20 protein-coding genes are annotated in these 19,475 nt (G+C 55.9%); 11 read left to right on the top strand and 9 right to left on the bottom strand.

Annotated features, from left to right (window positions below; all coding sequences use genetic code 11):
- Positions 1-29: 29 nt before the first annotated feature.
- From kdpB to PEH01S_RS28450, 5 genes are all read left to right on the top strand, one after another.
- Positions 30-2,060, top strand: a complete 2,031-nt coding sequence (kdpB, locus tag PEH01S_RS28470) for a potassium-transporting ATPase subunit KdpB (RefSeq protein ID WP_127489520.1) — start codon at positions 30-32, stop codon at positions 2,058-2,060.
- A 90-nt stretch (positions 2,061-2,150) separates the two neighbouring features.
- The gene (gene kdpC, locus PEH01S_RS28465; RefSeq protein ID WP_025852487.1) at positions 2,151-2,765 is read left to right on the top strand and encodes a potassium-transporting ATPase subunit KdpC; all 615 of its coding nucleotides are present in this window, start codon (positions 2,151-2,153) and stop codon (positions 2,763-2,765) included.
- Positions 2,766-2,786: 21 nt separating this feature from the next.
- Entirely contained in the window at positions 2,787-4,034 is a 1,248-nt protein-coding gene (locus PEH01S_RS28460) for a DUF445 domain-containing protein (RefSeq protein ID WP_127489518.1), read from the top strand.
- A 27-nt stretch (positions 4,035-4,061) separates the two neighbouring features.
- Positions 4,062-6,395, top strand: a complete 2,334-nt coding sequence (locus tag PEH01S_RS28455; RefSeq protein WP_127489516.1) for a universal stress protein — start codon at positions 4,062-4,064, stop codon at positions 6,393-6,395.
- A 26-nt stretch (positions 6,396-6,421) separates the two neighbouring features.
- Positions 6,422-7,456, top strand: a complete 1,035-nt coding sequence (locus PEH01S_RS28450) for a MerR family transcriptional regulator (RefSeq protein ID WP_127489514.1) — start codon at positions 6,422-6,424, stop codon at positions 7,454-7,456.
- Here PEH01S_RS28450 and PEH01S_RS28445 read toward each other — a convergent pair.
- The 5 genes from PEH01S_RS28445 to PEH01S_RS28425 all read right to left on the bottom strand — a co-directional run bounded on the left by PEH01S_RS28445 (position 7,451) and on the right by PEH01S_RS28425 (position 11,059).
- The gene (locus tag PEH01S_RS28445) at positions 7,451-7,966 is read right to left on the bottom strand and encodes a hypothetical protein (RefSeq protein ID WP_127489512.1); all 516 of its coding nucleotides are present in this window, start codon (positions 7,964-7,966) and stop codon (positions 7,451-7,453) included. The two genes, PEH01S_RS28450 and PEH01S_RS28445, sit on opposite strands and share 6 nt — an antisense overlap.
- The gene (locus PEH01S_RS28440; protein ID WP_127489510.1) at positions 7,963-8,442 is read right to left on the bottom strand and encodes a hypothetical protein; all 480 of its coding nucleotides are present in this window, start codon (positions 8,440-8,442) and stop codon (positions 7,963-7,965) included. The genes PEH01S_RS28445 and PEH01S_RS28440 overlap by 4 nt, the downstream gene beginning before the upstream one ends.
- A 179-nt stretch (positions 8,443-8,621) precedes the next feature.
- A complete protein-coding gene (locus PEH01S_RS28435) occupies positions 8,622-9,215 on the bottom strand; it encodes a copper amine oxidase N-terminal domain-containing protein (protein WP_164828062.1) in 594 nt (197 codons plus the stop codon).
- Positions 9,216-9,251: 36 nt separating this feature from the next.
- A complete protein-coding gene (locus PEH01S_RS28430; RefSeq protein WP_127489506.1) occupies positions 9,252-10,679 on the bottom strand; it encodes a M56 family metallopeptidase in 1,428 nt (475 codons plus the stop codon).
- The gene (locus PEH01S_RS28425) at positions 10,679-11,059 is read right to left on the bottom strand and encodes a BlaI/MecI/CopY family transcriptional regulator (RefSeq protein ID WP_127489504.1); all 381 of its coding nucleotides are present in this window, start codon (positions 11,057-11,059) and stop codon (positions 10,679-10,681) included. Before PEH01S_RS28425 ends, PEH01S_RS28430 begins: the two co-directional genes overlap by 1 nt.
- A gap of 186 nt (positions 11,060-11,245) precedes the next feature.
- Here PEH01S_RS28425 and PEH01S_RS34815 point away from each other — a divergent pair, with 186 nt between their 5' ends.
- The 4 genes from PEH01S_RS34815 to nadE all read left to right on the top strand — a co-directional run bounded on the left by PEH01S_RS34815 (position 11,246) and on the right by nadE (position 13,474).
- Positions 11,246-11,383 (top strand): hypothetical protein, encoded by a 138-nt coding sequence (locus PEH01S_RS34815; RefSeq protein ID WP_164828061.1) that lies wholly within the window; start codon positions 11,246-11,248, stop codon positions 11,381-11,383.
- Between the two features lie 25 nt (positions 11,384-11,408).
- Complete coding sequence (locus PEH01S_RS28420) at positions 11,409-11,837, top strand: DUF3905 domain-containing protein (protein WP_025852503.1); 429 nt, start codon at positions 11,409-11,411, stop codon at positions 11,835-11,837.
- Between the two features lie 158 nt (positions 11,838-11,995).
- Positions 11,996-12,430, top strand: a complete 435-nt coding sequence (locus tag PEH01S_RS28415) for a BrxA/BrxB family bacilliredoxin (protein WP_010502131.1) — start codon at positions 11,996-11,998, stop codon at positions 12,428-12,430.
- 234 nt (positions 12,431-12,664) lie between these two features.
- Positions 12,665-13,474 carry an ammonia-dependent NAD(+) synthetase gene (gene nadE / locus PEH01S_RS28410; protein WP_127489502.1) on the top strand — a complete coding sequence of 270 codons (810 nt, stop codon included), beginning with the start codon at positions 12,665-12,667 and terminating at the stop codon, positions 13,472-13,474.
- A 76-nt stretch (positions 13,475-13,550) separates the two neighbouring features.
- Here the strand turns inward: nadE and thrS are convergent, their stop codons facing one another.
- On the bottom strand, positions 13,551-15,467 hold the full coding sequence (gene thrS / locus PEH01S_RS28405; RefSeq protein WP_127489500.1) for a threonine--tRNA ligase: 1,917 nt from the start codon (positions 15,465-15,467) through the stop codon (positions 13,551-13,553).
- Positions 15,468-15,971: 504 nt separating this feature from the next.
- Here thrS and acpS point away from each other — a divergent pair.
- Positions 15,972-16,397 (top strand): holo-ACP synthase, encoded by a 426-nt coding sequence (gene acpS / locus PEH01S_RS28400; protein ID WP_025852508.1) that lies wholly within the window; start codon positions 15,972-15,974, stop codon positions 16,395-16,397.
- 92 nt (positions 16,398-16,489) lie between these two features.
- Here the strand turns inward: acpS and PEH01S_RS28395 are convergent, their stop codons facing one another.
- From PEH01S_RS28395 to PEH01S_RS28385, 3 genes are all read right to left on the bottom strand, one after another.
- Positions 16,490-16,867 carry a c-type cytochrome gene (locus tag PEH01S_RS28395; RefSeq protein ID WP_127489498.1) on the bottom strand — a complete coding sequence of 126 codons (378 nt, stop codon included), beginning with the start codon at positions 16,865-16,867 and terminating at the stop codon, positions 16,490-16,492.
- Entirely contained in the window at positions 16,864-17,454 is a 591-nt protein-coding gene (locus PEH01S_RS28390; protein ID WP_127489496.1) for a hypothetical protein, read from the bottom strand. The genes PEH01S_RS28395 and PEH01S_RS28390 overlap by 4 nt, the downstream gene beginning before the upstream one ends.
- A 151-nt stretch (positions 17,455-17,605) precedes the next feature.
- Positions 17,606-18,460, bottom strand: a complete 855-nt coding sequence (locus PEH01S_RS28385) for a helix-turn-helix domain-containing protein (RefSeq protein WP_025852512.1) — start codon at positions 18,458-18,460, stop codon at positions 17,606-17,608.
- A gap of 175 nt (positions 18,461-18,635) precedes the next feature.
- Between PEH01S_RS28385 and mutY the strand changes: the two genes are divergently transcribed.
- The coding region (gene mutY / locus PEH01S_RS28380) for an A/G-specific adenine glycosylase (protein WP_127489494.1) at positions 18,636-19,475 on the top strand (840 nt) is incomplete at its 3' end.

The following is a 19,475-nucleotide window of genomic DNA, read 5'->3' as shown; positions in this document are numbered from 1 at the left end:
AAGATCGCGAAGGAAGAGGGGAGTTACCCATGAGTTCGAATCGAAAAAGCATGCTGTCCGGACCGATCGTCCGGAGTGCGATAAAAGAAAGCTTCGTGAAGCTGAATCCGGTCACGATGATGAAAAATCCGGTAATGTTCGTGGTCGAGGTTGGCACGCTCGTCGTGCTGTTCATGACGCTGCTGCCGGGCTATTTCGGAACGGAAGAGAGCGTCGGCTTCAACTTCACCGTATTTGTTATCCTGCTGTTCACGGTGCTGTTCGCGAACTTCGCGGAGGCGCTCGCCGAAGGGCGCGGGAAGGCGCAGGCCGACTCGCTCAAGAAATCGAAAAAGGAAATTACTGCGAATAAAGTAACGGGGGCCGGCGTGAAGCAGGTTCCCTCCACCGAGCTGCGCAAGGGCGATATCGTCATCGTATCCCAAGGCGAAATGATACCCGGCGACGGCGAAGTGATCGAAGGGCTGGCGTCCGTGGACGAATCGGCGATCACCGGGGAATCGGCTCCGGTTATTAAGGAAGCCGGAGGCGACTTCAGCTCGGTGACCGGGGGGACCCGGGTAGTGAGCGACCGGATCCGGGTGCGCATCACGAGCGACCCCGGCGAATCGTTCATCGACCGGATGATCTCCTTGGTCGAAGGCGCGAAGCGGCAAAAGACGCCGAACGAAATTGCGCTGAACACGCTGCTGACCAGCTTGACGCTCATTTTCCTGATCGTCGTCGTCACGCTCGCTCCGATTGCCCGTTACTTGGAGATTGAGCTGCAAATTCCGGTGCTGATCGCGCTGCTGGTCTGCCTGATTCCGACCACGATCGGCGGCCTGCTGTCGGCGATCGGGATCGCCGGGATGGACCGGGTGACCCAGTTCAACGTACTGGCGATGTCCGGGAAAGCCGTCGAAGCGTCCGGCGATATCAATACGATGATTCTCGACAAAACGGGCACGATTACGTTCGGAAACCGGATGGCGAGCGAGTTCGTGCCGGTCGGTTCGGCAGATACCGATACGGTAGCGGAGTGGGCTGCGATCAGCTCGGTCAAAGACGAGACGCCGGAAGGCCGTTCCGTGCTGGAGCTGATGAAAAAGCAGAGCTTTTCATTCGACCAAGCCCTCGCCGAGGGCGGCGAATTTATCGAGTTTAAGGCCGAGACCCGGATGAGCGGCATCGACCTGGCGGACGGCCGCAAGGTGCGCAAAGGCGCCGTGGATGCGGTGAAAAAGTGGGTGCAGGCGCAGGGCGGCGTTATTCCGTCCGATTTGGAAGCCAAGGGCGACGCGATCGCCTCCGAAGGCGGCACGCCGCTGGCGGTGGCCGTTGACCGCGAAATATTCGGCTTGATTTATTTGAAGGATACCGTCAAGCCTGGCATGCGGGAGCGGTTCGAGCAACTGCGCAAGATGGGCATCAAGACGATCATGTGTACGGGCGACAATCCGCTGACGGCCGCTACGATCGCCCGGGAGGCCGGGGTGGATGATTTTATCGCCGAGAGCAAGCCGGAGGACAAAATCGCCGTGATCCGGCGCGAACAGGCCGAGGGCAAGCTGGTGGCGATGACCGGCGACGGGACGAACGACGCGCCGGCGCTCGCGCAAGCCGACGTGGGCCTCGCGATGAACAGCGGCACGGTGGCGGCGAAGGAGGCGGCCAACATGGTCGATCTCGATTCCGATCCGTCCAAAATCATTGAAGTCGTGGCCATCGGCAAGCAGCTCCTGATGACCCGCGGCGCGCTGACGACGTTCAGTATCGCCAATGACGTGGCGAAATATTTTGCGATCATCCCGGCGATGTTCACGCTGGCGATTCCGGAGATGGAAGCCCTGAACATCATGAAGCTCGGCTCGCCGATGTCGGCGATTCTTTCGGCGCTGATTTTCAACGCGATCATCATCCCGCTGCTGATTCCGCTGGCGATGAAAGGCGTAACCTACAAGCCGATGAGCTCGACGCAGCTGCTGCGCCGCAATTTGTTCCTGTACGGGCTCGGCGGGGTATTGGTGCCGTTCGTCGGCATCAAGCTGATCGATCTGGCGGTTCACCTGTGGATTTAACGGGGTAAAAACTTGCATCCGTTTTTTCACTGTCAAGATTTGTAGAGAAATCGACTTGGAGATATGATATATAGAAAGGGAATGATTCCTATGGTAAGCCGCGTCAATCATGAAGGGGCCGAGACGGCCCGTTTCTCGCTCAGTATTGCCGTACGCGCTTCAATCGTGTTTATCGTCGTCTGCGGGCTTGTTTACCCGCTCGTTTCGACCGGAATCGCGCAGGCGATTTTCCCGGCCCGGGCGAACGGCAGTCTGGTTCAAGACCGCAGCGGCGCCGTAGTGGGCTCCGAGCTGATCGGGCAGAAATTCAGCGACCCGAAATATTTTCAAGGGCGCGTATCAAGTATAGATTATAAAGCCGATGCCTCGGGTTCGAATAACTACGCGCCTTCGAACCCCGAGCTGCTGAAGCGGACACAGGAATCGATCGAGGCCTGGAAGACAGCCAATCCGGGCGTGCCGGTCAGCGAGGTTCCGATCGACCTGCTGACCAATTCCGGCTCGGGTCTCGATCCGCATATTTCCCCGAAGGCCGCCAAGGCACAGGTGCCGCGGATCAGCAAGCTGACGGGGATCAGCGAAGCGGACCTCGGGCAGCTAGTGGAGCGCCAGACGGAAGGGCGGGATCTCGGCGTATTCGGCGAGCCTCGCGTGAACGTGCTGAAGCTGAACCTGGCGCTTACCGAAATGATGACGAAAAAGTAGTGGAAAAGGAGCTGTTGTGTCTTGTCCGGAAAAGCCAAACATACCGCCGCCGTGTCGCTCGGCGTCATGGCCGCGGGATTCGCGGCGACGATACCGTGGGCGGATCACACATGGGTTCGCCTGCTGCAAAGCGGATTTGAAGCGGGACTTGTCGGGGGGCTGGCCGATTGGTTTGCCGTTACCGCCTTGTTCCGTCATCCGCTGGGCATTCCGATCCCGCATACCGCGCTGCTGCCGAATAACCGGCGGCGGGTAACGGAGGCGCTCATTACCACCGTCGAGCAGGAACTGATCAGCAAAGAAAGCATCCGCAGCAAGCTTGCCGGACTGAAGATCGTTTCGCGCGGACTGGAGGCGGCCGAACGGGTTTTGGAATCCGACAAGACGCAGCAGAGCATCGCCGTATGGTGCGAGCGGCTGCTGGACTATATCCCATGGGATCGTATACCTGCGCTGCTGGAAAAGGAAATCCGGCAGCGCATTGACGCGTTGGAGGCGGCACCGGCTCTCCGCAAAGCGCTCGATCAAGTGTACGAGTATCAGGGGGACGAGAAAGCGCTCGATTTTCTGCTGGACCTGGCCGAGCAGCTTGTCCTGACGAGAGAGACGCAGCACCGGCTTGGCGCGATGGCCGCACAGGCGATGCAGGGGCTGCAGACGAACGGATTTATGCAGCTCGCGGTGAATGCGTTTCTCGGCTTTTATAATGAAGAGAAGCTTGGGGCCATGATCCAGCAGTTTGTGTGGAACGCGATCCGCGATATGAAGCGGCAGGGGAACAAAAACCGGCTGGCGCTGCTGGCGGAGCTGCGCGTCCGGCTGGAGCGCTGGCTGGCCGATCCGGAGACGGCGGATACGTTGAACGGCTGGAAGGTCCGGCTGCTGGATAACTGGGATCTCGCCGCCCAGACGGAGAAATGGGTAGAGCAGTTGAAGGAGCGGCTTGTGGAAACGGTGCGCGCGCCGGAGTTTGCCGAGCGCTATGCGATTCCTTTTCTGAAGGAGCTGCTGCATCGGATTCGGGAAGACGAGCAGGGCATGGCGAAGCTGGAGCAGTGGGTCCAGGAGCAGCTTGGAAGATGGGTCGAGGCCAACCATTCCAAAATCGGCGCTTTGATCCGGGAGAATGTGGACCGGTTCGACAATGAGACGCTGATTGCGTTAATGGAAGATAAAATCGGAAGCGATTTGCAGTGGATTCGGGTCAACGGCGCGCTATGCGGCTTTTTGATCGGACTAGTGCTGGGAACGGTCAAACTGTTCGTCTGACGCCGGGAGAAGAGAGGCGATGTCAGGATGGGGACGGAAACGTTCAAGCGAAAAACGCCGGAGGAAATTTTGCGGTCCATCTCCAAGCTTCATCAAGGGCGGCTTAAAGTGTACATCGGGGCGGTGAGCGGCTCGGGAAAGACGTATCACATGCTCCGGGAAGGACAGCTGCTGAAGGAGCAAGGGATTGACGTCGTCATCTGTGCCGTTTCCACGATGAAGCGGCCGGAAACGGTGCGGCAGATCGGCGATTTGGAGCGGGTGTCCAGCATCCATTGGCAGAAAGACAGTGCAGCTAAGAAGGACTTGAATCTGGAAGCGCTCACCGAGCGCAATCCCGAGGTCGTGCTGGTGGACGGCCTGGCGCACCGCAACCGCGAGGGGGCTCTTTTTCCGACGCGGCTTGAGGATATCCGGTACTTGCTCAGCAAGGGCATCAGCGTCATTACGACGATCAACGTGTACGAGCTGGAGGGGGCAACGGAGCTGGCCCAGAAGCTGACCGGTATCGAGGTGCGGGAAACGGTGCCGTCCGATACGCTGGAGCTGGCCGACGAAGTCGTGCTGATCGACGCGACGCCGGAGATGATTTTAAGCCGCGTTGAAGAAGGCAGCGTGAAGGCGCACAAGGGCGCGGGCATATTCAAGCGGGGCAATCTCGCGGTGCTCCGGGAGCTGGCGCTGCGGCTCGTGGCGGAAGGCGTCAACGAGTCGCTTGAAAGACACCGCGAAGAGCTCGGGCTGATCGGACCGTCGGGTGCGGCCGAGCGCATTCTCGTATCCGCGCAATATCACTGGAACGGCTCGATCTATGTGCGGCGGGGCCAACAGATCGCCAAGCGGCTGAACGGCGACCTGCTGGTGGTGGCTTTTGTCAATCCGAAGAAGGAGTTGTCCAAAGAAGAGGCGGCATTCAAGCGCTCAATGGTCAAGCTGGCGGAGAAGGTCGGCGGGGTGTTTGAAGAGCTGCCGTTTAGCTCGCGGCGTTCCTTGCCCGGCGTGCTGGTGAAGTATGCATTGGCACATCGTGTAACGCGCATCGTCCTCGGGCACTCGAAGCAGACGTTATGGCAGGAGCTGTGGCATGGATCGATCGTGCACGACATGCTCAAGCGGACGCGCAGTATCGATATTTTTATCGTGGCAGACCGGGCGGCGCATGAGGGCGAGCGTATTCTGCCGACCAAGCAGGCCAAGCGGCGAAAGGCGTCCGATCTGTACCGCCGGCTCAGCTCGGATGAGGTCGAACGGGAGATCGCACAGCTTCGCAAGGGCCGGTTCAAGGTGTATATCGGCGCGGCTCCGGGGGTGGGCAAGACGTATACGATGCTGCGGGAAGGCAACGATCTGCTGAAGAAGGGGATCGGCGTGCAGATCGGACTGCTGGAAACGCACGGCCGCAAGGAAACACAGGCGCAGATCGGCGAGCTTCAGACGATCCCGCGGCAGGTGATCGATTACCGCGGCGCGAAGCTGGAGGAAATGGATACGGATGAGATTATCCGGCGCAAGCCAGAAGTCGTGTTGGTGGATGAGCTGGCGCATACGAACGTGCCGGGCAGCAAGAACAAGAAGCGGTACGAAGACGTGCTGGAGCTGTTATCTGCGGGGATCTCGGTCATCTCGACGGTGAACGTGCAGCATCTCGAAAGCTTGAACGATGCCGTGGAGAAGCTCACCGGAGTACGTGTCCGGGAGACGGTGCCGGACCGTATTTTACGCTTGGCCGACGAAGTTCAACTGATCGACGTCGCGCCGCAGACGCTCCGGCAGCGCATGAGGGAAGGGCGTATTTACGCACTCGACAAAGTGGATCAAGCGCTCGGTCATTTTTTTCGCACCGTGAATTTGATTGCGCTGCGGGAGCTGGCGCTCCGCGAAATTGCCGACGACGTGGACGAACGGCTGGAATCGTACGAGCGCCAAAGCTCGCTTCGCGGTCCGTGGCGCAGGCAGGAATCGATCTTTGTCTGCGTGGACGTCACGCCGGAGGCCGAGCGGTTGATCCGTCGCGGCTTTCGCATCGCTCATCGGCTGAAGGCTGTATGGCATGTTGCCTACGTTCAGCTCGGCAATGGGGCGCAGAGCATGGAGCTGTCCGCCAGATTGGAGCAGCTCCGCAAGCTGACGGAGCGGCTCGGCGGCGTCTTCGAGGTGCACCGGGCGGACAATCGGCGGCGTCTGCCGGAAGTATTGGCTGCCAAGGCCGATGCTTGTCAGGCAACGCAGCTCATTATTGGCCAATCCAGCAAGCCTTCCTGGAAGGAAGCGATACAGGGCTCGGTTGTGAAGAAGCTGCTGCGCCGCGCCCGGCATATGGATGTGCTGGTCGTAGCGGATGCGGAGATCAAACCGGGCTGACGCATGGGAAAGGATCGTATCACAGGATGAAAATTCAAGAGCTGGCCCGGCGGTTGAACGTCTCAACCCGGGCAATCCGATTTTATGAGGAAAAGGGGCTTCTGGCGCCCGACAAGCATCCGGACAACGGCTACCGCCGGTTTACGGAGGAAGACGCCTGGCGGCTGCAGACAATTCTGGCGCTGCGGGAGGCGGGCATTGCCGTAGACGATATTCGGACCGTGCTGGAGCGGACGGACCGGGCGGAAACGGACGAGGTCCGGCGTTATTTGGAGCTGCAGCGCTCGGCGCTTTACGGGCAATGGCTGGAGCTTCGGGAAACCCTTGCCCTGCTGGACGGCATGATCGAGCGAACGGAAGACGAGCCGGAATCGCTTCGGCACCGATGGCATTCGCTGGCGGAACGGGCTAAGGCAAGCAAAGCGATCCGTGATTCATGGGTCGATCTCTGGAACTTCGATGCGCTGTCGGAGCAATGGGAGCTTAACGGCAGCGCCGGACTGGCGCCGCATGTGCCGCCCGAGCCCGTTTACTCGCGCATATTGGCCCAAGCCGCAGAGCGGGTTGCTCCGCAGCCCGGTGAATGGGGACTTGACATCGGAACCGGCACCGGCGGCTTTGCTTCCCGCTTGCTCGCAAGCGGCGTGCGCATGATCGGTATCGATCAATCGGCCGAAATGCTGCGCCGCTGCCGCATGCAATTGCCGGCTCTGGAGACGAGAGTCGGCAATTTGCTATCCGTTCCGTCGTTTGACGGACAATTCGATTTCGTCGTTACCAGCTTTGCGTTCCATCATTTGACGGAAGCGCAGCAGCCGCTCGCGCTGGCAGAGATGGCCCGCATATTGAAAGCGAAGGGGCGCATCGCCATCGTCGATTGGATGGATGCCCCGGATGGTCTATATGCGGCAAGCGGAACGGTGCCCGGCGATGAGCATTATGCCGAGTCCGGGCGGTTGGCGGCTTGGTTCCAAGCCCATGGATTTCGGGCGGAAACCGTGAGCTTGGACGCCGCTTCCGCTTCCGTGCGTTTGGTGCTGGCGGTTCGCCCTCCGTCATGACTCGGCGGGAGAGCGCCCCTTCCTTAATTCATTTCGGACAAAGTGAAATACCGCGATATTCAAAGCGTAGACGGCAACGTACACAGGAGCGGAATACCATAGACTCCATCCTTTATATTTGAACAAGCTGAATTCGCTCGCCGCCCACTCCAAGCCCCAAGTGATTGAAGCCCACAGAAGGATATGGCCGGCCGTTTGCCATCCCCTCCACTGCAGCTTATCGTACAGGTACAGCATAAGATGAGCCGTGAGCGGATAAAGAGTCCAATAAACGAGAAAATCCACCAGCTCAAACTCCGTCGTATCCCCTACATCGTAAAGATCGAACGGCTTGGTCGCAAGTATCGTATCGACCGACAAGGCCAGACAGAAGTTGAACAAATAAGGGAAGAACCATTCGATAAACGTAAACCGTCTGGGCAGCATCCATAAGACTACGCCTAAAAGTACGATGCTCGCGACGACAAACCACTCGTTGTGGTCAAAGCGGACCGGTAGATAAAGGATCATTGGCTTAGTTCCGCGGTCAGTTTGTTCGTAAAAAACAAACAAAATCCGGCCATGGCTCCCCATACGGCTGTCCATCGAATCAAGCTGTACCAGATTGACCAATGATGAAACTGAATCCATCCCCGCTGGCTATAGAACAGTTCTCCGAGAGTAAGCACTGCGAGGAAGGCTATCGTTGCAAGAACGCGGAGGGATTGCCGCGCTATTAGTCGGTAAGACGCGAACAGCCATACATAACCGGCAGGCGTAATGGTCAGAAAGGTCACCTCAAGAATCCAAAAAGGGAGGGGACCCGGCGCAACAGTCACCCATTTTAAATTCAGGGCGAGAATGTTATAGATAAGCTCGATCACGGTAGTAACGAACAAATAATAAGCCGCAATTTCCAAGGGCTTCAGCCAGCGTACCGCAAGCTTAAGACTGCACGCCAAGACGCCGCCGACCCCGATGCAGCAGATGAGCGCAATAGACATCATCGCCGGGCTCCTTTTTGCTTAGTGAAGTCATATAAAGTATAGCCTTTGGCTGCCCGTTCTATTAATTTCCACCTGCGGTTAGACAAGCATATCGACTATACTTGCACTTTGGTCCATGGACTCCAAACAAAATAGCCTCAGTCCAGTGAACTGAACTAAGGCGAGTTTCGGAAAAAAATCTATTCTTTATTCGTAAACGTCGCGGTTCTTGTTTTTTCATCCCAGTCAACTTTGGCGCCAAGGATTTCGGCAAGCTGCCTGACAGGTAAGAAGGTTATATTGTTTTTAATCATAGGTGCGGCTTCTTCAAAGGCTGCCTTTTGGCCATCAACCAGCATCTCCGATTTTCCGATATACATCATGATACTCTTCTGGTCTTTTTTTAGTGTAATTTTTTGTTCGCTTTGCTCCCATTCAACTTCAAACCCGAACGCGTCCGCAAGTGCCCTTAACGGAATCATGGTTCGGTCATTCGCGATAAAAGGCTCTCCTCCGCTTCCATCGTAGGTATGCAAATATTTCCCATCCACACGGACGGCGACCATAGTTTTCTTTACTTCGTCACAAGAGGGAAAATCTCGCTTAACTTTCTTGCCATCAATCACGACACCCATTTCACCTGGTTTCCCGTCTCGGGTTTTGTAGCAAGAAGGCATAGGTACACCATCCGACCAAAAGAACGTCCTTTCAGTCTCGGCATAGGTTATGTTTCCAGTCAACAAGACAACAAGCAAGCTGGGTATAGTCATGAATTTCCATTTTGTTTTTGACAAAATCATCAATCTCCAATGCTTTTTACTTTTTTTATTCTAATATTCTAATCTTTGAAGTTCCCAGCCGTAAGTCTTATTGATCGTATCCAACTCTTTTTGCGGGACTGCATTGACATATGCTTGAGGTACGGGTTTGTTTTCTTCAATTAATTTTGTAATCCGATCTACAAGCTCCTCGGTAGTTAATTGTCTTGTGCTTTGAAGTGCCAAGCTGTAAGTCTTATTGATCGCATCCAAGTCTTGTTGCGGTAGTTTATCGACATCATCTTGAGGTATCGGAACATCATTTTCAATGAAATGCTTAATTTGATCTACAAGCTCCTCGGTGGTTAATTTTGGCGCAGATTTTATTTTCGGGTTCGGGACTTCTGATACATTCCCATCTTGATCGTAGTATACGACGGTCCCATCCGGCGATTGAACGTAAATATTGCGGCCTTCAGGCACTTGGGTGTCAGTCGGAATTTTGGACGGCACAGCCGATCTGGCCGCATACGCAGCAAATCCGCCACTTCCAAACATGGCAATCGTTGCAGCAAGAGATAACATAATAAGAGATTTATTTGTTTTTCTCACATTCATAAGGCTTAAAAGTCTCCTTTTCATCTCTTTTTTGGGATTGCATAAATGGCTGGTGAAAACGACACTTCTTTGCCTAACGCCAAACTCCAGCATGGATAAAAGCGTTTCCCCGTAAAATCTTCGGTTTTCCATATCCATGTCCTGAACGACTTTTTCGTCGCAAGAGAGTTCACAAAGCGTATTGATCTGTTTATTGAGCGAATAAACCGCCGGATTGAACCAGTGAACCGCATTGGCAATAAGCATAAGCAGCTTCACGAGCAGATCGCCGCGCTTTATATGAACGAGTTCGTGGGAAAGGATCATGGCAAGCTCTTTTTCCTCCAATCGGGTATCCGGCAGCACAATCATTGGTTTCCACAAACCCATAGCCATCGGTGTTGCTGCCTTAGCGCTGACGATTACCTTTACAGAACATGGTACCGTGTCGCATATCCGGCTTTCTTTCAAGACCGAACGTTTGAATGCCCGATATTTTTGGAGATGTACAACGAAAAAAAGAGCGGCTCCAACAGCCCAAATCGCAGTCGCGAATAGACCAAATTCCTTGCTGTTATCAAGCAGCAGCAGATCGACAAACAGTTGCCTCATACCCAATGAGCTGCTTGCCGCCGTTTGCTCTATTGGAATGAGTACATCTTGTCCCGCCATCGTTGTGGGTCTCGGAGTTATGCCTGTGTCAGGCCAGACGGAACGCATAAAAGGGACAAGTTTGTTTATAAGCTCTGAACCGCCAAGAAGAAAAAATAAAGGAACCAAGCCGGTATAATAATGCCACGTTTGGGAAAATACTTTTTGGGTGACAGGCTTTATAATGTTTTGCACCATCCAAATGATCGTTCCGACGACAGACGCAATGATCAGGGACAAGACTATGGCCATTATTTCTTGCCCTCCTCACGCTTAAACCACTCTTTCAACTCTGTAATGTCATCTTGAGTAAGTTCATCCTCATCGACCAAAGCGGCGATAAAATTTTTCACTTTCCCGTTATACAAGCGGCCAAGAAAAGATTGGGTTTCGTACTTTTTGTACTCCCTAAAAGTCAATGCAGGATTGTAATAGTTTACTTTGCCGCTCATTGATTTTGTTAAAAAGCCTTTTTCAATCAGCCGTTTCAGCAGGGTTGATAACGTTGAAGTTTTCCACCCCTTGCTTTCGAAAATCTCCAGTAGCTGGTTCACCGTTACGGGCGTGGATAATTCCCATATCACCTCCATGACTTCCATTTCGGTTTCAGACATTTTTCCTAAATGTTTCATTGGGCGCGCACCTCGTTTATTACTGCGACAACTTGTCGTAAGTTCAATGTACGACAAGTTGTCGCAGTTGTCAATCATTGATAAATTCCTTTTGTGTCACAAAGTATGCTTCTCGTATCGCACGGAATGATTATTTTGGCAATATCTTCGCATACTAATACCATCATGAAGGGAGATGAATACGCGATGGCACAACAGCAATCGGGATCCGGTGATTCCAAGGAACAACAGCGGCAGGCGAACGCTAATCAGGCCGGAGCCGATAGTGATGCGGCCGGAACACGGAACAAAAAACTGAACGGCCCGAACCGTCCGTCAACCTGAGCCAGGCTGAAGAGAGGAACAGCTCATGAACGATAAGGAAAATCGGGATAAAAACGCATCGTACGAGCAGGTCGATACCGACATTTCGTATAACGCCAAGAACGATCCGGAGCTCGATCCATTTGAAATTAATTTTCGCGAGGAATTTCATCAAAACCGGGGGCCGCACGAGGCGTTCCTGAACGAATACGGCGTGCTGATCGGGGATCATGTGTATGAGTCGGAGCAATCCCCGCTCGAACAATGGAGCAATGAGACCGATCCGGCCATCATGTCCGGTGACCAGTGGGTGCATCCGTACAAGGACGTTGGCTTTCAAACGACGGAAAACCGCGAGCTCTTCGAGCAAGGGATCGTGCCGCAGGGTTACCCGTTCATGCACTCGGACAAAGATGTCGCCTACAAAACGTTTCAGAGCGGCACGCCTGATGAGAAGGAAAACGATAAAAAATGACGCCGTAGCGTGTGCCCAGCCTGCTCTTTCAGGCCAAGCCGGAGCACTCCGCATAGAGAAGTTGGCAGAATGCCTTGCTTTCGACCCGTGCCGATGTATAATGGACATAGGAAACTTTATATACCTTTATGTTAGTCCAAAAGGAGTGAAAGCTTAACATGTCCATGTCATTTGAAGCATACATGAGAGATATGGTGCAGCCGATGAGAGACGAGCTGACACGTATCGGAGTGACCGAGCTTCGTACGCCGGAGGAAGTCTCCGAGGCTCTCGACAATATGAAGGGGACCGCTCTGATCGTAGTCAATTCCGTGTGCGGCTGTGCCGCCGGCCAATGCCGTCCGGGCGTGGCCAAAGCGCTGCAGCACGAAGTGAAGCCGGACCACCTTTACACGGTGTTTGCGGGCCAGGATAAGGAAGCCACGGCCAAGGCGCGCGAATATTTTGCGCCATATCCGCCGTCCTCGCCTTCGATCGCGCTGATGAAAGACGGCCAATTGGTCCATTTCATCCAACGCCATCAAGTGGAAGACCGTTCCGCCGAAATGATCGCCAATGATTTGATCGGCGCCTTCGAAACGTACTGCAAATAAGAGGTAAACACCCGTCTAACGACTCCTGCCGGCGCTTAAAGCGTCGGCGGGAGTTTTTCCATTTCCGGAGAGTGCGCAAGGGGAGAGATAACGCATAATTTTTCCTCCTTGGACCGGATCGTGCTATAATGTAACCAAAATTGACAAGCGGAAGACCGGACGAGGGAGTTTAAACCGAAGCAGCCGGCGGCTTCTGCAAGTCGCGACTATTCGCGTGGAGAGGTGTGGAGAACGATGAGTCTGCAGCAGGACATTATTGCGAAGCTTGGCGTCAAGCCGGTGATCGATGTCAATGAGGAGATTCGCAAGCGGGTCGATTTTTTAAAAGAGTACGTGCTTAAAGCGGGCGTCGACGGCCTCCTGATCGCTATCAGCGGCGGGATCGACAGCGCCGTGGCGGCGGGGTTGTGCAAGCGGGCTACCGATGAGCTGACAGCCGAAAAAGGGAAGGAATACAAGACGGTCGGCGTGTTTCAGCCGTACGGGGAGCAGGCGGATATCTCCGACAGCTACGCGGTGGCGGAAGCGTTCGATTTGAAATATCGCATCGAGACGAACATCGAGGAAGCGGTCAACGAGATCGCGCTCGAAGCCGAATACGGGCTGAAATCGATCGGCGTGCACAAGCACTTGAGCCGCGGCGGCAAAGGGAACGTCAAAGCCAGAACGCGGATGGTCGTGCAGTACGCGCTTGCGTTCGAGCTGAATCTGCTCGTGGTCGGCACGGATCACGCCTCGGAGGCGATTACGGGCTTTTTCACCAAATATGGCGACGGCGCCGTCGATATCACTCCGATGAGCAGTCTGAACAAACGTCAGGTGCGGCAGCTTGCGCGAGAGCTGGGCGTACCGGCCAGCGTGCTGGATAAAGCGCCTACCGCCGGTTTGTGGGAAGGGCAGACGGACGAGAACGAGCTCGGGATTAGCTACGACGACAACAGCGATTATTTGGAGGGCAAAACGATTTCGCCCGAAGCGCAGGATAAGCTGGAAAAGCAGTATTTGAAGACGGAGCACAAACGGGTGCCGATTCCCGGCATTTAGCCATAGCTTACGCCCATCATGAAAAACGCATGCTTGCCCTACATGGGCAGCATGCGCTTTTTTTATTCTTTTTAAGTCAAGCCTGCTTCGCCTGAATCTCCCGGCGCAGCCGTTCTGCAAGCTCCTGCACTTGCATCGGGCCCAGGTCGCCCTCGCCCCGCTTACGGACGGCAACGGTGCCGGAGCTTTGCTCGTTCTCGCCGAGGACCAGCATATACGGCACTTTTTCAAGCTGGGCTTCGCGGATTTTGTAGCCGAGCTTCTCGCTGCGCAGATCGGCTTCCACCCGGATGCCCGCTGCCGCGAGCGCCTTCTTCACTTCCGCAGCGTACGGATTGTAAACGTCCGAGACGGGCAAAAGCTTGACCTGCACCGGCGACAGCCAGAGAGGGAACGCCCCGCTGTAATGCTCCGTCAAAATCCCGATGAACCGGTCGATGGAGCCGTAAATGGCGCGGTGAATGACAACCGGCCGGTGCTTTTGATTGTCTTCGCCGATGTAGGACAGATCGAATTTTTCCGGCATTTGAAAATCGAGCTGAATCGTCCCGCACTGCCAGCTTCGTTTGAGCGCGTCCAAAATGTGAAAGTCGATTTTCGGCCCATAGAAGGCTCCGTCCCCTTCGTTGAGGTTGTAGGCGATGCCCCGGCGTTCCAGCACGCTGCGCAGCGCCGTTTCGGCCTGCTCCCACAGCTCGGCGGAGCCCATCGAGTCCTCGGGCCGCGTGGACAGCTCAATCTTGTACTCGAAGCCGAACACCTTGTACATTTCGCCGATCAGGTCGATGGCATGGCCGATTTCTTCTTCAATCTGGTCGGGGCGGACGAACAGATGCGCGTCATCTTGGCAGAAGGTGCGTACGCGCATCATTCCGTTTAGAGCACCGGAAAATTCGTGACGGTGCACCTGTCCGAATTCGCAAAGCCGGATCGGCAGCTCCCGGTAAGAATGCAGTTCGTTTTTATAAATAAGCATGTGGCCCGGGCAGTTCATCGGCTTGAGCGCGAACTTCGTTTCGTCCACCTCGGTAAAATACATGTTCTCCCGGTAATGATCCCAGTGTCCGGATTCCTCCCACAGCCGCTGGTTCATCATGAACGGCGTACGCACCTCGTCGTAATCGTTTGCTGCTTGCTGTTCGCGGGAGAAGTTTTCAAGCACTGTGCGGATCGTCATCCCTTTTGGCAAAAAGAACGGCATCCCCGGCGCTTCCTCCGAGAACATGAACAGCCCGAGCTCTTTGCCAAGCTTGCGGTGGTCGCGCTTCTTGGCTTCTTCCAGCAGATGCAGGTGCTCGTCCAGCTCCGCCTTTTTCGGAAAAGCCGTACCGTAGATGCGCTGCAGCATCTTGTTGTTCGAATCGCCCCGCCAATAAGCGCCCGCGACGCTCAGCAGCTTGAACGCTTTGATGCGGCCCGTGGACGGCAGATGAGGACCGCGGCACAGATCGACGAACTCGCCCTGCTCATAGAGAGAAAGGACCGCCTCGTCCGGCAAATCGCGGATAAGCTCCAGCTTGAGCGGATCCTCCAAAGCTTCGAACGTTTGCACGGCCTCGTCCCGGCTGACGACGCGCCGGGTAATCGGCACATTTTCCCGGACGATCCGCTCCATCTCTTGTTCAATCGAGGAGAGGTCATCGACGGACAAAGGCTTTTCGATATCGATGTCGTAATAAAATCCGTCTTCGATGACGGGACCGATTCCAAGCTTCACCGCTTTTTGTCCGTAAAGGCGTTTAATGGCCTGGGCCATCAGGTGCGCCGTGCTGTGACGGTATACCTCCAAGCCATCTCTGCTGTCGAGGGTCACAATTTCAACCGAAGCGTCCGCTTCGATCGGCCGGTTCAGGTCGACGAGCTTTCCGTCGATTTTGCCTGCTACGGCTTGTTTTTTCAAGCTGGGGCTGATCGACTCGGCCACCTGCTCGATTGTTGCTCCTTTTTCGTACTCCCGGACCGAGCCGTCCGGCAGCTTCACTTGAATCATCATGGTTTCGTCCTCCGTTTCCGGTCAAATGGGATATGAACGCAAAAAAACGCATCTCGCCCAAGGGACGAGTGCGTTCAGCTCGTGGTTCCACCCTAATTCGACCGGCTGCCCTTTGCGGTTATGGCTGCTGCCAGAACGTAAGGAATCATGCCGGACCTCATGGCCATCCGGTAACGGGGATGAGACGGTGCGCTTAATTTCGCGATCGCCGGTAAGGACCGCAAGTTCAGCGTCACGGCTGCAAAGGGGTAATTCCATGCCGGTCTCTGGAGGAGCTTGCAGCCGGGACTCCTCTCTCTGTGCAGCCCTTGCAGGGAATCGTGTCTTTGGTCATCGCCTGATGGTTTAATATTCTAACTTCTTCCCGAGCGCGAAGTCAAGAGGGAACGAAAAAATTACTCTGCTTGAACTTGTCCTTCCGATCGGATACGATAAAGCCAAACGGAGTACGACGGACAGCTGCGGACTTAAGCGTATAGAGGACGAAGAGAGGAATTACGGCTTATGATTATCGGCATCGGTACCGATGTGTTGGAAATTGAGCGCATGCGGAAGATTCTGGGGCAGCCGTCCGGCAAGCGCTTCCTGGAGCGGGTGTTGACGCCTGCAGAGCGGGAGTTGGCGGCTGTAAGAGGCGGGAGGCTGGCAGAGTTCGCAGCCGGGCGATTCGCAGCCAAGGAGGCGGTCGTGAAGGCGCTCGGCTGCGGGATCGGAAAAGAAGTAGGATTTCAGGACATGGAAGTGCTGCCGGACGGGAAGGGCAAGCCGGTATGCCGGTTATCGGAGGCGGCTTGGGATCGGTTGGCCGTTTGGATGCCCGCCTTCCAGTCCGTACGGGAAGACACGATTCGCATTCATCTCAGCATCACGCATAGCGAAACGCTGGCAATGGCCTATGCCGTGGCTGAGCGAATCATAGCTAACGAATGATCGCTTTAAGGTGCGATCCAATACGGTCGTTAAACCTGTGCCGCTGCTGTCCGTATCTATCCATTTCGAATGCGCAGGAAACAAGAAGCGGCTTACTTTTTGCTTGCGAGCCATTCGGCCAGCGCAGCCGCTTCCTCCGGCTTTAGCTTGCCTTGAAAGCCCGGCATGCCGCCCCCGCCTTGTTCGATTTGCTTCGCGATCTGTTCTTGGGTCATCCGTCCGCCGACCTGCTGCAGGTTGGTTTTCGGTCCCATGCGGCCTTCCAGATTGCTGGCATGACAGGAGAGGCAGTTCTGCTTGTAAAGCGTCTGCACCTGCTCGGAAGAACCGGCCATCGCCTGTTCCGCCGTGAGACCGCCTTCCTTCTTGCCGCCGCCGAACGGCTCCGGGCTGTTCGCCGCGCATGCCGTTACCGTCGCCAAAACCGTCAAAGCCGCCGCAGCGGTTGCCCATGGCTTCCATCGTTTCATTGTGCATTCATCCCCTTGTCTCGCATACGAATCATCGCGCCGAGCGCAACCATACTAAGGCCGCCGAAGCCTCCGATCAATACAGGCGCATAGCCGAGATACATCCATACCACCGTCACTGTCAAAGCAAGCATCCACAGCCCGAACGCCCCGAGCACCCAGCCCAATCGCGGGAAGAGGGCCGTATAGGCGGCTGTAAGCGCGAGCCCCTTCAGCACCGGCCAATAGAACGGATCGATTCCTACAAGACCGCGTGTGAGCAGCCAGACGACCGCGACGACTGCCGCTGCAACGAGAAGCGCGCTTTGGACACCATCCTGCGCCGGGCGCTCGGAGGCCGTGCGCCGCCGGCGAAGTAGGACCGCCGCTGTAAGTACGAGCGCAAGCAAGAACAGGACAGGCTGCAGCAGCTCCCAATCCCGCCATTGCCCGACAAACGTGAGGATGGCCGATGCCATCCACGCCATTCCCCAAATGTATAAATAAGCCGAATAAGGGGCCGCCGCCCTCCAAGCCTGCGCTTCGGCGTACAACTTGTCCGCCCGGATTCCGCCGATGGGGCCCCCGGCCGCATTCGCTTGTTTCATCGATATCGCCTCGCTTTGCCGAACGTTGCAGAAACCGCCGATTTACCGAAACTTCGGCGGCATTTACAGGTAGCGTACACCTTTCGGGGGGCGAAAGTCAAACCCGGCGCCGACCTGGGAGGAACCGTCCGTCCGTTGTGTTCCGCCGGTATTATTTTGCAGGCGTGAACCGGTGTTTTTTGGCATATTCGCGTGGAGAGAAGCCGGTCACCTTCTTGAAAATGCGGCTGAAATAAAACTCGTCCGCGTAGCCGACGCTGCCGGCGATCGATTTCAACCGGTAGTCCGACAGCACCAGCAGCTCCTTGGCCCGGTCTACGCGCAAATGCGTAAGGTAATCGATCGGGCTGTAGCCGATATATTTTTTGAACAGGCGGGAGTAGTGGCTCACGCTGAGGCCGGCCATTTGCGCCAGCCCTTCGAGCGTGAGAGGCTCCTGATAATGCCCGACCATGTAGTCCTGCGTCAGCTCGATCGCCGCCGTTGTATCGCCGGCAATTTTTTGCGCGCGGAAATCGGCAACCAGCGTCAGGAAAAACTCCTGCAGCACGATTTTGCGCCGCATCGCGGTCATATGCCCCCGGCGCTTCCACAGCATATTGAGCTGCTCCAGCAAATAAATGAGCTGCGGCGTATTGGTGACGGTGTACATCCCCTCCAGCGGGAACCGCGCTTCGGCCGCGCTGCGGGAAATCCACTGTTCCTTCTCCTCGTAAACTTCCGTATAATGAAAACGTAGAAAATAGTATTCGAGCGGCTGCTCGGGATCGGTCGTGCGTTCCACGATCATGCCGGGGGCAAAGCAGAACAGCTTGCCGGGCTCGGCAGGATAATGCGTGCCGCCTATCGTAAAGGTGCCCTTGCCCTTGATGATCAGCCATACGGAGTGGTACTTGATCGTCCGCGGCTTCTGGCGCCAATCGGGCTCGCATTTCTGATGCCCGACGAGCAGAATCGAGATGACCAGCTTGTTCAGGCGCGAGGCCAGCTCTCCGGGAGTCAGCATCGGGGCGTCCGTCCTTTCCTTCTTGAGATAAGCGCCGTCATGAGCTATGGTTAAAGCTTCGCTTCAACCATTGGTAAACGTAATCTGTCCCTGCAAAAAAAGCCATACAGCCGTTAATTCGGCGGGATTGATTTCCATTATATCCCGAAAACGTGTGCAAAGAGAAGGAGTTCTTATGTCCAGTTCAGAGAGTTCAGAGCAAAAGCAGTATTTCTCCACGGAGCTATTATCCTGGTACCGGCGGCACAAGCGCGATCTGCCTTGGCGGCGCAGCCGGAATCCGTATCATATTTGGGTATCCGAAATCATGCTGCAGCAGACCCGGGTCGACACGGTCATTCCTTATTTTAACCGGTTTATGGATAAATTTCCGACCGTCGCCGCGCTGGCCGAAGCGCCTGAGGACGAAGTGCTGAAGGCTTGGGAGGGGCTCGGCTATTATTCGCGCGCCCGCAATCTGCAAAGCGCCGTCCGCGAGGTGCAGGAGCGGTATGGCGGCGTCGTACCGGACACGAAAGAGGAGGTGGCCTCGCTTAAAGGCGTGGGCCCTTACACGACCGGGGCGATTCTGAGCATCGCCTACAACAAGCCCGAGCCTGCCGTAGACGGCAACGTGATGCGCGTGCTGTCGCGCTATTTTTTGATCGAAGACGATATTATGAAGGGCAGCACCCGCGTCAGCATGGAGAAGCTCGCGCAGGAGCTGATTCCGGAAGAGGCGGCCGGCGATTTTAACCAAGGGCTAATGGAGCTCGGCGCGCTCGTCTGTACGCCCAAATCGCCGAGCTGCCTGACCTGTCCGGTCATGGCGCATTGCGCGGGACGGGCGGCCGGCATGGAGGAATCGCTGCCGGTGAAGACCAAGGCGAAGCCGCCGCGGCCGGAGCGGCGCTACGCCGTAGTGATCGAAGGCGCGGCGGAGCACGCCGGCCGGGTACTGATCCGCCAGCGGCCGGCCGAAGGGCTGCTGGCGCGCCTGTGGGAACTGCCGCATGCGGCAGTTCCCACAGCGCCC

This window comes from Paenibacillus ehimensis NBRC 15659, from assembly GCF_004000785.1.
Taxonomy (GTDB): domain Bacteria; phylum Bacillota; class Bacilli; order Paenibacillales; family NBRC-103111; genus Paenibacillus_G; species Paenibacillus_G ehimensis.
This window is presented reverse-complemented; position numbering and strand designations above follow the sequence as displayed.